8 protein-coding genes, 1 pseudogene and 1 CRISPR repeat array are annotated in these 14207 nt (G+C 39.9%); of the genes and pseudogenes, 8 read left to right on the top strand and 1 reads right to left on the bottom strand.

Features of this window, described 5'->3' with window-relative positions:
* Window position 1: 1 nt before the first annotated feature.
* The 8 genes from cas3f (at window position 2) to gmtX (ending at window position 13646) form a co-directional block, all read left to right on the top strand.
* Window positions 2-3484 carry a type I-F CRISPR-associated helicase Cas3f gene (cas3f, locus tag CXF60_RS04635; protein WP_102090995.1) on the top strand — a complete coding sequence of 1161 codons (3483 nt, stop codon included), beginning with the start codon at window positions 2-4 and terminating at the stop codon, window positions 3482-3484.
* A gap of 138 nt (window positions 3485-3622) precedes the next feature.
* Window positions 3623-5005, top strand: a complete 1383-nt coding sequence (csy1, locus tag CXF60_RS04630; protein WP_228707046.1) for a type I-F CRISPR-associated protein Csy1 — start codon at window positions 3623-3625, stop codon at window positions 5003-5005.
* Window positions 5002-5973 carry a type I-F CRISPR-associated protein Csy2 gene (gene csy2 / locus CXF60_RS04625; RefSeq protein ID WP_102090994.1) on the top strand — a complete coding sequence of 324 codons (972 nt, stop codon included), beginning with the start codon at window positions 5002-5004 and terminating at the stop codon, window positions 5971-5973. The genes csy1 and csy2 overlap by 4 nt, the downstream gene beginning before the upstream one ends.
* Window positions 5974-6044: 71 nt before the next feature.
* Window positions 6045-7055 (top strand): type I-F CRISPR-associated protein Csy3, encoded by a 1011-nt coding sequence (csy3, locus tag CXF60_RS04620; protein ID WP_102090993.1) that lies wholly within the window; start codon window positions 6045-6047, stop codon window positions 7053-7055.
* A 3-nt stretch (window positions 7056-7058) separates the two neighbouring features.
* On the top strand, window positions 7059-7664 hold the full coding sequence (cas6f, locus tag CXF60_RS04615) for a type I-F CRISPR-associated endoribonuclease Cas6/Csy4 (protein ID WP_228707045.1): 606 nt from the start codon (window positions 7059-7061) through the stop codon (window positions 7662-7664).
* Between the two features lie 178 nt (window positions 7665-7842).
* Window positions 7843-8710: a CRISPR direct-repeat array (repeat unit 28 nt; unit sequence CTTCCTCACCGCATAGGTGACTTAGAAA).
* 187 nt (window positions 8711-8897) lie between these two features.
* Window positions 8898-10379, top strand: a complete 1482-nt coding sequence (gene gmtY, locus CXF60_RS04610; protein WP_102090992.1) for a gamma-mobile-trio recombinase GmtY — start codon at window positions 8898-8900, stop codon at window positions 10377-10379.
* Window positions 10366-12951, top strand: a complete 2586-nt coding sequence (locus CXF60_RS04605) for a gamma-mobile-trio integrase GmtZ (protein WP_102090991.1) — start codon at window positions 10366-10368, stop codon at window positions 12949-12951. Before gmtY ends, CXF60_RS04605 begins: the two co-directional genes overlap by 14 nt.
* A 23-nt stretch (window positions 12952-12974) precedes the next feature.
* Window positions 12975-13646, top strand: a complete 672-nt coding sequence (gene gmtX, locus CXF60_RS04600; RefSeq protein ID WP_102090990.1) for a gamma-mobile-trio protein GmtX — start codon at window positions 12975-12977, stop codon at window positions 13644-13646.
* A gap of 283 nt (window positions 13647-13929) precedes the next feature.
* Here gmtX and CXF60_RS04595 read toward each other — a convergent pair.
* Window positions 13930-14106, bottom strand: a pseudogene (locus CXF60_RS04595) (transposase); the annotation flags it as partial.
* Window positions 14107-14207: the final 101 nt, after the last annotated feature.

Here is a 14207-nt window from a genome sequence, read left to right as displayed (position 1 = left end):
AATGATTGTTACCTTTGTCTCTCAATGTGAGAAGAAATCACTTAAGCGTACACGGCGTATCTTAGACTCCTTTGCTAACCGCATTGGTGATAACGTTTGGCAGACGGCTATTACTGAGGATGGGCTACAGACGGTTAAGCAGCTCTTGCGTAAGTCAGCGACCAAATCTACGGCGGTCAGCTGTCATCGTAATAAGACTCGTCAGCTGACGGAGTTGGTATGGATTGTGGGTAATAAGCGGCGGTTTAATGAGGTTGGTGTGGTTCCTGTGAACCGTACTAAGCGTAATATCTTACACAGTGAATGGGAGAATGATTGGACGTATGCCAGTAGTATCCAAATCATTGCTACCATTGCTGCGCTACTGCACGACATTGGCAAATCAACGATTGGTTTTCAAAAGAAACTCCTTGTCGGTAGTAAACAAGGCGACTCTTATCGGCATGAATGGATATCATTAAAACTGTTTGAGCTGATGATTGGCGATTGCAGCACTGACGAAGCATGGCTTGACCATTTAATGAATTTAAATGAATGGTTAGAAAATAACAATATAGACAATCTACTATCTAATGCTAATAAAGATGTCGTCAATATAAAAGCTATGCCGCCCCTAGCACAGTGGGTTGCTTGGCTGATTGTCACTCATCACCGCTTGCCACCTATCAAAAAGGTTTTTTACCCTTACAAAGATATTCAACGTTTGCAATTACCTCAAAATACGTTAGAGATTAAAAGAGACTTAAATCAGTTTTATGGAAAAATTGAGCCTTTCGACTATTGGGTAAAAAACCCTAAGTCTTTAGAGGAGATGACCAAAGCGCAATTAAAGGACTTTTGGCAATTTGAGCATTTAGTCATTAATAGTCCAGCTTGGCAAAAGAATATCAAGCGTTGGTCTAAAAAAGCCTTAAATGACGCGACCTTAATGCAATTAAGTCAACAAGCTTCTGAGGATAAGAAAGCCATCAGCGACCCGTTTTTATTACATTTATCACGTCTGTGTTTAATGGTAGGTGACCACAATTACTCTAGTCTCAAAGAAGACGACTCTCGCTGTATCACAGTCGATAGCAGCTTTAAAAATTTAGCCGCTAATACCGACCGAACCGCCAGCACGCCAACCGTTAAGCAATCTCTTGAGGAGCATCTATTAGGTGTCGGAGCTTTTACAGCACATTTTTGTCGTGCACTTCCTATCATTGCCAGTGAAATGCCAACACTACGTAATCATGATCCATTAGCTAAACCTACTGGGATTGAACGTTTTAAATGGCAGAATCAAGCTTTCAAGATGACTTATGGTTTGCAAGAAGCCACGCGCGAGCATGGGTTTTTCGGAGTTAATATGGCATCGACAGGCGCAGGTAAAACCATCGGTAATGCACGTATCATGTACGCTCTAGCTGACCCAAAAAAAGGAGCGCGCTTTACTATCGCTTTAGGACTGCGGATTCTAACCTTGCAGACCGGTTTAAGCTTTCGTAAAAACTTAAAATTGGCAGGTGACCAGTTAGCCATATTAGTCGGTGGTAGTGCCAATAAAAAATTGTTTGAGCTGGCATACGATAACAAGACTAATGATATTACTGACATTATCGGTGAATATAAAAAGGACGATGAGCCTGATAATGAGTCTGAAACTTTCGGTAGTGAGTCCAGCGAAGATTTGTTAGATGAAATCGTCGATAGCGACATTGACTATCAAGACTATGAGGCGCTGAATCTCGATACGGTCATCGCTAGCCCTAAAGCACGCGATTTAATATTTGCGCCTATCGTGACCTGCACCGTTGACCATATTATCCAAGCCTCTGAGTGCAAACGTGGTGGTAAATATATTGCCCCCATGCTGCGACTGCTCAGTAGTGACTTAATACTCGATGAACCTGATGACTTTGATCAAGCTGACTTGCCTGCGCTGTCGCGTTTAGTGCATCTAGCAGGACTTTTTGGTACGCGAGTGCTGCTTTCATCTGCAACCTTGACCCCTGACTTGGTGACAGGACTGTTTGAAGCCTATATGGAGGGGCGAAAACTATTTAATCAAAGTCAGAATAAACCTACGCCAAAAGTAGTTTGCGCATGGTTCGATGAACAGCCCAAAGCGATGCTATCGGAACAATGCAGCGACGTTAATGGCTTTCAAAACAGTCATAAACAATTTTGTGAAAAACGTGCCAGCTATTTAGCCCAGCAACCTATCAGACGTAAGGCAGAAATACTGCCTTTTTCAGCTAACTATACAAAGGATAAAGCGTCGCAGTTTTATAGCACTTTGGCACAGACTTTGGTTGATGCTGCCATAGGCTTGCACTATAAGTATCATGAAGTGTCTGATAATAAGCTTCAAGCTGATAAAGATGTGCGGGTAAGCATTGGACTCATTCGCGTTGCCAATATTAACAACATTACCAGTATCGCTATGCAGTTATTTAAAGCAGACAGCATAACGGTGCCAGATGACACGGTTATACATGTAGCGTGCTATCACGCTAAGCAGCTTTTACTACTGCGCAATGCTTTGGAGAATAAGCTGGATAGAATTTTAGACCGTAGCGATAGTAAAGTTGGCATTTTTGATCATTCTGAGATTAAGCAAGCCATTGCTAATAACCCTAATAAAAATCATATCTTTATGGTACTGGCTACTCCTGTCGCAGAAGTCGGGCGCGACCATGATTATGACTGGGCAATCGTAGAACCTTCCTCTATGCGCTCTATCATCCAGCTGGCTGGGCGTGTCTGGCGACATCGTCCTGACAAGGTTGCTAATGAGCCAAATATCCTGCTGCTGCAATACAATATTCGCTACTTTAAGCACCCTAATGGCAAGCGCCCTATCTTTACCCATCCAGGGTTTGAGACCACGCTGTTTAAACCACCAAGCTACGATTTGAATGAGCTAATGATAGCAGAACAATTAGCACAAGTTGATGCCAGACCTAGAATTAAAGCTGCTCATGATAAAACAGTAGAAACGCTGAGCGACCTCGAACACCAAGTTATGCGGCATCTACTTAACAACCCTAAGCTCAACTACGTTAATGCTTACTGGGATAGCAAAGCCACAGCCAATCGTACGCATACTCATCTACAGCAAATCAGTCCTTTTCGAGCGGGCACTCCGCAAGACGATTGGTTATTAATTCCGCGCATGGTTAATGATGATGAAGAAACTGATGTGCCAACGACAGGGTTTGATGCTTACTATGCAGAAGATGTATTTGAAAAAGGTTTAGTTAAATCTACCATTCATAATAAAACCATTCAGCCGCTAGACTTTAATTTTGAGCACGCGCAAATAAAGCCGTGGTTGAGTACTTCATTGAATGACGTCTTGCAAGACTTGAAAGTGGCTCAGCCTGATAAGAGCTTGCGTTCGTTAGCCATTACCTACTCATCGGTATCTCTTGATAGCATCAAGGCTAATAACAGTCGAGGCTGGGCGTTTTGTGAGTTTTTTGGTTTTGTGCGGGAGTGAGTTATTGGCATGGAAAAGCATGATTCTAAGTAAATACTTTCTATTTTTTCTAATAATTACAAATACTTCAGCTAAACATAGCATCACGGATTACTAATTTAAATGACTAAAATTTGCAAATGATAAAAGGAGCTAATCTTGAACGATATACCCCCAGAGCTGGCTAGCAATAATGCAGTCAAAGCCTTTCTTGCTAGTCAATACGACAAAAAGACTGAAACCGAGCAAAAGCAGCTCGCTAAAGCCATTGAAAATAAGGAGCATGAAAAGGCTTCAGAGTTAAAAGAAACCTTAGCAGATGCTAAAGATAAATATAGCGTCAATAATTGGATTGCTGACGCTGCAACGCGCATGGCAAAGCAATTAAATTTTGGTACGCATATCTCAAAAGGTGTACATCCTGACGCTAAGGGCGATAACGTCAGTTTTGAAGTCATAAATAATTTACCCAAAACCATCGTCGGTACGCACTCAATAGATAGTAGCTATATCGATGCCAATGGCAATGCCGCTGCTTTGCCCCTGGCCGCTTTTTTCGATTTTGAAATAAATGAGACAACTAAAATTCGTGACCTTATCTTAGCAGATAATACTGACTTTGTTGCTTCACTTAACAGTGACCAAACTCTTGCAAATACTTACCACCAAACCTTTAAAGAGGCTTTGCAAAATAACATTACTGAGCCAGTCACTCATGAGCGTAACAAACAGACCTTATGGGTCATTAACGCTTATGAAGAGACCGATATTGAGCAGCTTAATTATATTAATATAGTCCCGCTTTATCCTTCTGTACTTACCCATGAAGTTTACCAACGCATCAATCATCTTAAATTTTCTGATGACAATAAAGCCGCACGCGATAATCGCTTTAAGAAAACTGCCGAACAGCGTCCTTATGTGAGCTTGAATAATTTAGCAACCGTTCAGCTTGGTGGCACTAAGCCGCAAAACGTCAGCCTGCTCATGAGTAAACAAGGTGGCCGTAATTACCTCCTCCCCTCTCTGCCTCCCATCATTAAACAAGACCGCGCTTTTAAGTTGTCTAAATTTGCCAATAGTATCTTTAGCACTGGCATGGAATATAATGCCCGCGAAGCCATCCAAAATATTTTTAAGTCCATTAAAGATACGCGCAATATTGTCGATGTCAGAAACGCGCGCAAACGAGCTATCGATGAAGTGTTATATCAGATATTTGCCGCAGCAGAAGATATACGCACTACCCTACATGCTGGCTGGTCAAAAGACTATGAGCTTGACCGCATTGAGAAGCTTTGGCTCGATCCCAAACGCGCCGACCTTGATGGTGAAGCTGAGTTCAAAGCAGAACGTGAAGAAGATGACGCTTGGCATAGTCAAATTATTCACAGTTTTGCGCGTTGGCTCAATACCTTAATGCAAGCTGAATTTAAGCAAATTGCTAGCGATTTTGGTGATGCTGAGCATTTGGAATGGGAGCGTGAGATTGAGGATATGAAAAAACGCTACGAGCGCGCAGGCAAAGGAGTATTTTTATGACCCGCATAGATGATGACAATAATATTGGTGTGGTTGGCTATTTGATGTTTAAAAAGGTCGTCATTGAAGGAGCGAATACTATCTCAAGTCCGCTGACTTATGGCTTCCCTGCTATCACTGGGTTTTTGGGTAGCTTTCATGCGATGTCACGAAAAATGGTAGATGATGAGCTGCTCTCTGATATCTGCTTAGGCGGTGTGCTGCTTGCCTGTCACGACTGCCAACCACAAATGTATCGTCCTAACAGTTATAACAACTACACTTTTAACCAAACTCGCAATCCCATCAAAAAAGATGGCAAAACCGCCTCTATAATTGAAGAAGGCAAATGCCGATTGGTGATGACCTTTGTAGTCGAGATATTAGGTACAGATACCTTAACTAATGAGCAGCAAGATTATGCCATGCAAAAAACCAAGCAGTGGCTACAGCAGCAGCGTATGGCTGGTGGTAGCGTAAGGGGCTTGGCAAGGTTTGAGCCCGTGCAATTCTTTGATAAAGATGATGTCAACTCTATTACTGCGCAATTACTACCGGCTTTTGTGTTGATGGACGCACAGGACGACTTTGTCGAGATTATCGACAAGATGCAAGCAGACAACCCAGACGCAACGCCACTAGACGCTTTGATAGATGTTTGTACACTACATCATATTCCTGAAACCCAAAAAAACGGCGATACAAAGTGGCTAACTACCTCACGTAAAAGCGGACACGGCTGGTTAGTGCCTATGCCGATAGGTTATCAAGGTATCTCTGATTTATATGACGCTGGCATGATGCAAAACGTGCGCAATCCTGAATATCCTAGTCAATATGTTGAAGCTATATATAGCCTTGGTAGGTGGGTTTATCCGCAGCGTCTAAATAGTGTCGGCGGTGATAATGATATTGCTAATGCGTTTTGGCGTTACCGTTATGATGCTGATGAATCACTTTATTTAGTCACTCAAAATCGAGAGTTTTAATTTTACTTTGTTCTAATCAATCATTAACCCGTTCAATTAATTTTTAATTTCTTACAACCATGGAGAATAATATGTCAAAAACAGCCCTAAAAACTGCATCCGTCCTAGCCTTTGAGCGTAACCTTGATATCTCAGATGGTTTCTTTGCACAAACAGACAGCCAAACTGCTAACGCTAAAATTAGTCCTGTAACCATTAACGAAAAATCTGTCAGAGGTACGATTAGCAACCGTCAAAAAAGCGCCATTGCTAAAGACCCTGCCAAGCTCGATGCCGAGATTCAAAAAGCCAATCTACAAACGGTAGATTCAGCCTCATTAGATGAAACCAATGATACTCTAATTGTAACGTGGAGCTGTAAGGTATTGCCGTTCACCGGTAAGCCTAGCGTCTGTAACGACCAAGATTATCAACAGGCCTTAGTCTCAACGGTACAGGATTATTTGGATAACCAAGGCGTTAATGAGTTGGCTCGTCGCTACGCTAGTAATATTGCCAATGCCCGCTGGTTGTGGCGCAATCGTGTAGGCGCTGAAAGCATTAAGGTTAATGTTAAATGTGATATTGATGGCACTAAACACGACTTCGAATTTGATGCAAAGTCCATTTCACTAAAAGACTTCAATACAAACGATAGCAAAATCAATGAATTGGCTAAGCTGATTGAAAAGGGTTTAAATGGCGACGCTTTTATCATTTTATACGTCAAAGCCGCTGCCATAATGGGTTACGGTCAAGAAGTTTATCCCTCGCAAGAACTGGTACTCGATACGGGCAAGAGCAAAAGTAAAATCTTGTATGAGATTAATGGTAAAGCAGGCATGCACTCTCAAAAAGTCAGCAATGCTATTCGCACTATCGATGACTGGTATCCTGAAGCCGAGTTCCCTATCGCTATCGAACCTTATGGTGCGGTCACGACTTTGGGTACAGCGTTTCGCCAACCTAAAGATAAAATGGACTTCTACAGCCTGTTTGATAACTGGGTATTAAAAGGTGAATCACCAGACGTAAACCAGCAGCATTATGTCATGGGCGTACTTATTCGGGGCGGCGTATTCGGTGCCAGCGGCAAGGAGTAAATTATGAGTCAGATGACCCATTTCCAAGAAATCACCATCATCCCTGACCCTGAGATTGCACCTTACTTTATTTGGAGCAAACTATTTACCCAGTTTCATATTGCATTAGCGGAGATGAAAAATGAGCACGGCATCGACTCCGTCGGTGTCAGCTTTCCTGATTATTATTTTGACGAAAAGGGTAAATCCTCCAAGCTTGGTCTAAAACTTCGAGTCTTTGCTCCCAGTAAAGAGGATTTAGAGACTTTAGATCTCGATAAATGGCTAGAGCGATTGACGGACTATGTGCATATAAAGCGCATCAATGAGGTTGGTGACAAAAACAAAGGGCACGTTGTGATCAGACGCTACCGCCATAAAAACGTGCTTAAGCAGGCTGAAGCATTCGCCGAGCACAAAGGCATTACGCTGGAGGCGGCACTGATACACTGCGCCAAACACAAGCAGGATAACAAACCCTATCCGTATATCAACTTAAGGAGCATCAGCAACAATCAACCCTACTCATTATCTATCATTCAAGAAATGGCAGATAACGAAACTCAAGGGACGTTTAACAGCTATGGCATTAACAATGCGGCAGATAAGGTTACTGTGCCCCATTGGTAAGCTACTTATAAGGTAATGACAAATTACCCAAAAATTGGGACAAAAAACCCTTTTTTTGAGCTATTTAAAAACTTGTAATAAAATCAATTATTTACACTAGGTCGAAAAACGGAGGGTAAGATAGGGTGTTTCACTCTCCACGCCTTATTGTAACTGAGTTTTTTCAGGTATAATTCCTCTTCCTCACCGCATAGGTGACTTAGAAATTGTAATATAATTTACGGAGTTTATTAAATGTCTTCCTCACCGCATAGGTGACTTAGAAATGACTTGCTTGCTGAGCGTATATGCACGTTACCTTCCTCACCGCATAGGTGACTTAGAAAAACGTATGCAGAGCCAAAAGGTAAGGCATTATCTTCCTCACCGCATAGGTGACTTAGAAATTTACCAACAAGTTTGGATTGCTCAAATAAAGCTTCCTCACCGCATAGGTGACTTAGAAAACAGAAACGTGCTGAGAATAAGCCGAACGGCGCTTCCTCACCGCATAGGTGACTTAGAAAGACAAAGATAGTTTCTCCAAATGGCTGCTAAGCTTCCTCACCGCATAGGTGACTTAGAAAAATAGTGCGTAACGACGATGAGAGGTTAAAACCTTCCTCACCGCATAGGTGACTTAGAAATTATGCGTAAACTTCGTGGTAAAACTCGGTATCTTCCTCACCGCATAGGTGACTTAGAAAGTACAGCCGTTTGAAGTTGCAAGTGATGCAAGCTTCCTCACCGCATAGGTGACTTAGAAAATAAGAGCGCCAAACGTGATAAATATTAGCCACTTCCTCACCGCATAGGTGACTTAGAAATCTACAATCCGCTTGCCTGTCGCTGTGTCCGTCTTCCTCACCGCATAGGTGACTTAGAAATTGCGTAGCTCTCGCTCTCGCTTAGTCTCACCCTTCCTCACCGCATAGGTGACTTAGAAAGATGTCGAATAATCGCATATCGGTCACATGGCCTTCCTCACCGCATAGGTGACTTAGAAAATAGACATACCAAAGACCGACTCGACTAATTCCTTCCTCACCGCATAGGTGACTTAGAAACTACCCCTCGACCTAAATTGGGCTGATGGAATCTTCCTCACCGCATAGTTATTACTAGTACCGATAAGTATATAAAACACATAAGAGACTCTCCTAAAGAGTCTCTTTTTAGGTAATATTAAATGTGTTAATTCTAGTAAAAAGTGTATAATATATAGATTGGTTTAACACATATAGAGTTGAGTATATGAAGACTGTCAGAGTTAGAGCAAAAGTAGTTCAAGATGATTCGGGAGTCTATTCAGAAATTCCTGTTCTAATTAGTGACAGTAATGAAATCCTAAAACCATTAATGGACTATGCATTAAAGTTAAAACGAGATGGTAAGAGTCATTCCACAATTAATAATTATATAAAAGCTACTCAGCTTCTAATTGAATATATGACTGCTAATACAAGTGGCTTCGAATCGCCTGAAAACTTATTTGAAATATTTAGTAGCCGCTTGTATATAGGAACTATTAATGAAGAAGGTTTAGACCCATCAGGCTTATATTGGTTACCTTGTAGTAAGCAGGTTGCAAGATTACACATAAATGCCTTAAGCAAATTAACTGATTGGATGGTAGAAGAATATAATCTAAATTCAATCAACCCAATGGTTGAAGCAGATAGTGTTACGCAAAGGCTCAATTACGCAGCTTGGTTTCGTAAAAATCAGTATGATTTTCTAGGTCATATTAAAGATAAACAGATTAATTCCACCTCTAGAAATGCTCGTAGGGTTCAAGGTAAACGTTCGTTAGGTAAGCAAAAACAAGAAGCGATAGAATTTCCAGAGCACTATTTTGAAAGTTTTTATATTGATGGCTTAGGAGGTGCAAAAGACCTTAGGGTTGCTATTCGTGATCAGCTAATCCTATTACTTCTACACGGTGGTGGTTTAAGGGAATCCGAAGCTTTACACCTTTGGATTGAAGATGTTCTTATAGATCCCTTTGACTCTGATAATGTGAAAGTTCGTATTTATCATCCTGAAGATGGAAAAGCTCCTAATGGGTGGCGTGGACGCTCTGGAAAGACCACTAGAGCGGCTTATCTAAAAGAAAAATATGCTCTAAGCCCCCGTAATGAATTGATAGGTAAAAAACGTGTTGGATGGAAAGCTAGAGTTACAGATAGTAAAGACGAATACATTGAAGTACATTGGTTCCCTACAATTTTTGGTAAGGTATTTGCGAAGCTTTGGCAAGATTATACTCGACTTCTAATAAGTGTTGATCGTCACCATCCTTACGCTTTCATAAGCTTTCACCACAGTCACCTTGGTAACCCTTATACTTTGAATGCTTTTCATGACAGTTATCGCCAAGGTCTTAAGCGGATTGGTCTCAATCCCAGTAAACCTGACGGTTTATCACCACATTCTCATCGTCATAGCTACGGAAGACGTTTGCGTCGCGCAGGTGTGCAAGAGATAGTCATTAAGAAATGCTTGCACCATGCGTCTATAGAATCACAAGCTGTCTACACTACACCAACATCTATGGAAATTACAGCAGATCTAAATGCTGCTACAGAGAAACTTATGCTTTCTAAAGAGGACTCTAAACAAAACAGTAATTTGAGTTGGAACGCACTAATGCGACATGGTTTTGATGACATTGATCCTAACGGATTATTAATAGGAAAGAATCCAAGGTTGGGAAAAAACAATGAGTGCAATTAATGAAAGTAAATATGATGGTAGAACTAGAGATCTTACTCTTAGATGGATGACAGAGAAGCATGGTCAGACTTGGGAGCTATGGCGTCAGTTTGCAGAAGAATGGATGAGTACTCAGGATACATCACAGCATATAAAATTAGATGCTTTATGCATATTTTTTGATGCTTATCTGATTAAAGATGTAGCTTGGGCGTCAGATATAACTATGTTTTTCGAAGCGAAACGAAGTGGCTTGCAAATTACGACTGATGATTTTAAATTTTCCATACTAGAAAATACTAAACGCTCTGATAACTCGGCTACTATAGTATTAATTAATCATATTTTTGATTTTATTGAGTGGATACTAGTAGAGCATTTCAGCGAAGAGAATGATAACGGATCTGCTATTAGACTATATAGTAATCCTTTTGAAAAACAACAAAGAAAAAAGCATTACAGTGAAACTGTTTATAACCCCTTACCCTATCGTTATATATGTGATCTTCGCAATATTTTATGTCCAAAGCCAAGAGGTCATTTTAGAGATTGGGTGTGGGCATATGAAGAGAAAACACCTGAAGGCCTAGTATCTAGTAGCAGTTGGTTTAGAGTTGAACAGAAGTTGATAGATGAAAACGATAATGATTGTTTGTGGCGGCGTAGAAGCATTAGGGAAAATAAGAAAAACATTATTATTTATGAAATTTGGTCACCTGTTGTAGCCATGTGTTTATTCATCAAACTAAATTTACCTCTTCGAACATACCAAGTTAGAATGTTGGACTCAGGTGAAGCAGATACTATGCGTTATGAAAATAGTAAATGGATAAAAAATACTAAGCACTTATTTGCATACAAAAATTATAAAAAGGGAGTTTTTCGTCAATTTAAGAACAATGCGATGGAAACAGAATCTACAGGACTATACATTAGCACTAATAAGACAGCAGACCAAAATAAAGATGAAGTAGAGCGTGGCTATGAAATTCCATGGCAGAACGAAAATGTGTTGTATTGGTTGGAGAAGCTAAGAAACTGGCAAGAAAAATATAATCCTATTACAAAGCCTACAGATTGTACTGAGTTATTACCTAAGCATACACAACGTAAAGTATCTGAAGCTTACCTTAAAGCAATGCAGCATAGTTGTTTTCTAATGCGCGATGCGACTGCAACTCATATCGATGATAGGAGCAAACCGATTAATGATGCTTCAATTGCAACTCTTTGGTATAAGCTGCTAGCCCAACTTGAGCATAACCTTCGTGTATCCAATGACACTTTAGAAGATGGTACATATTTTAAATTGGTTCATGATTATGGTAAAGGTTATAAAACTTCTAGAACTAAAACTGAGTTTCCTCTGCATAGCCTCAGAGTCTCTCTAATCACTTGTTATATCATGGATGCCAAATTACCTTTACCAGTAGTTTCTAAGCTATTGGCAGGCCATTCACGCCTACTTATGACCGTTTACTACGCCAAACTCACCCCAGCCATCATGAAAGAAAAAATGATTGAGGCGGATAATCGTCTTGAAGATGCATCAGAAAAAAGTGTTCAAACTTTTCTTAAAAATGCTGAAATGAGTCAGATCGAATGTAAAATGGCTTATCATGATGACAAGTCGATTCAAGCTGCTTTGGTTAATCGTAATCCTATAGGATGGGAAAAACGACATCATGGTCTATGTCTGGTTGGTGGCAATACAGTTAAATCTGATGAAGTTGGAACTGTAGCAGGCTGCTGGAATGGCGGAGAACTTATTAAGGACTCAAGTGTTGTTTCGCGAAAAATTTATGGAGCTGTGCCTCATGGTCCTGAAAATTGCGTTCGCTGTCGTTGGTTTATCACTGACGCTCAATACTTACCTGCACTCACTGCACACTTGAACTTTATGAGTTACAAAGCCTCTGAAGCTGCAAATTTAGCTATAGAACTAGAGGGAGAGATAGAAAATGTTGAAGAAATAAAGTACGAATCAGAAGCTAAAGGTAAGCCTTTTACTCATCATAACAAATTACAGGAATTGCAGCGACGATGTGAGAAGCAATTGGTAGAAGCAGATGAGTATACTAAGGACTTAATTGCAACTCTCAATCTCATTTATCGTTTGGTTGAGATTGAGCAAGGACGGGATAAAGACGATCATAAAAATAAAATAGTAGCAGTTGGTTCCAAGAACGATATCAGAATTGGATTTATAGAAACAAAATCTGAAATGCTACAACTATCTTTAATTTGCGATGATGCAGAAATTTATCCAGATATACTTGATGATGTTAAGAAGACTTCAATCATTCAGGATATGACTCAAATTATCAGTCGAATGATGATACGTCAGGGTTATATGCCACCGTTTCTAAGTTTGAATAAGAATCAGCAACTTATTGCTGCGAACGCTATGGTTAGACAAATGGCATTACAAGTTAATTCAAAAGACAAGTTAGATGGCCTTAGTAAAGTTGCAAACTATATTGAATTAGAAGAGTTTATGCAAGATAGTAAACTCTTAGATGACAGTATCAGTGTATTACAGGAAACCGTTAAGCAGCCTATTAATTATATCAATATTAAATCCCTAACCTAGGTACTTAAGAGGAGAAATATCTTATGGATATCAATATCGACATAATTTTAGATAATTTAAAGGAAAGTAAAAGTCAACGTACAAAAGAGTCGTTAGACAACCTGAATACTTTACTAGAAACTGAATTCAACAAAAATGAACACAATTATTCTATTGCTCATATTGGAAGACTGTCTAAAGCTAGTGGTGGTATCAGCACTGTTAGCATTCGTAATAAGTCAGGTAATCACTATAGGCTTCTAATTGACGCTTGGGCGACTAAAGCTAATAAGACCATGAAGAAACCACCCTCTCCTCAATCTAGGAAATATGACGTTGCATCAGATATGGAGTTATTAAAATATCTGTCTGACCCTGCAATGCGAGCTGTTTTTGGTCAAATTATTGCAGAAAAAAATAAATTGAAGTCAGAGAATCGCATCCTCAAACAAAACATTGAGGTGAATATAGATATGCGTCCTAATAAGATTGCTCCTATAGATAGAAACTCACAAGCTGTGCAAGTATTACCTTCATTAAGTGGGATACTGTTAGATAGTGACATTGAAGCCCTACAGGATTCTATCAAGGAGGAGAAAATCAATAAATTAGGCTGGACTGTATCAAAGTATGGTGCAATTAAAGATGAAGTCGGCCGAACACTATTTAAAACTGGTTTCGTTTTAGCTATAAAAAAAGTGTTAGCTCAAGTTTAATAATAAGTAAGTTTTTATATCTCCAAAATAAATCGTCTTATTCAGTGTCAGTTTTTATGGATAAAGCACAAAACGATATGTAGCGGCTCTAAAAGAATTAAAATTTTGCAGTTAACCTTCTTTCAATTTTCTTTTCAAGTCCGAGAATTTCTTTTGAGTTAATTGCAACGCCAATATTATTAGATACTTGAGTGATAGAAATAGGGATATTAACATTGGGCTCTATCATAGCTATCTCACCTGTCGCAGTATTGTACATTCCGGTACGGTGAATACCTAAAATAAGCTCTTTAAGACGTGAGATTAAAGAAGCATTCATACCGCCGTATTTAGAACGCCAGTTATAAAAGGTGCTTTGTCCAATATTGTGGTCACGGCATAGCTCAGTAATAGGGACACCTTGCTCTGCTTACTTCAAGATGTTGACGATTTGGTTGTCGCTAAAGCCGGGCTTTTTCATAGGGTTCTTCTGCTGATATTTTAAATCTCTATTGCTAAGCGTTCTTATTTATCGGGAGTTTTTACCAAAACTGCTCAGGTGCACTCGCTTATTTGTTCCAC

Origin of the sequence: Psychrobacter sp. 4Bb (genome assembly GCF_002836735.1) — a bacterium.
Classification (GTDB): domain Bacteria; phylum Pseudomonadota; class Gammaproteobacteria; order Pseudomonadales; family Moraxellaceae; genus Psychrobacter.
Note: the sequence above shows the minus strand (reverse complement) of the source record. Positions and strands in the feature narration are given on the sequence as shown.

What these genes read in the sequence shown, in the direction of transcription:
- gmtY (WP_102090992.1), top strand. Translation starts at nt 8,898, where the DNA reads ATGAAGACTGTCAGAGTTAGAGCAAAAGTAGTTCAAGATGATTCGGGA.
- csy3 (WP_102090993.1), top strand. Translation starts at nt 6,045, where the DNA reads ATGTCAAAAACAGCCCTAAAAACTGCATCCGTCCTAGCCTTTGAGCGT.
- csy2 (WP_102090994.1), top strand. Translation starts at nt 5,002, where the DNA reads ATGACCCGCATAGATGATGACAATAATATTGGTGTGGTTGGCTATTTG.
- cas3f (WP_102090995.1), top strand. Translation starts at nt 2, where the DNA reads ATGATTGTTACCTTTGTCTCTCAATGTGAGAAGAAATCACTTAAGCGT.
- gmtX (WP_102090990.1), top strand. Translation starts at nt 12,975, where the DNA reads ATGGATATCAATATCGACATAATTTTAGATAATTTAAAGGAAAGTAAA.
- CXF60_RS04605 (WP_102090991.1), top strand. Translation starts at nt 10,366, where the DNA reads ATGAGTGCAATTAATGAAAGTAAATATGATGGTAGAACTAGAGATCTT.
- cas6f (WP_228707045.1), top strand. Translation starts at nt 7,059, where the DNA reads ATGAGTCAGATGACCCATTTCCAAGAAATCACCATCATCCCTGACCCT.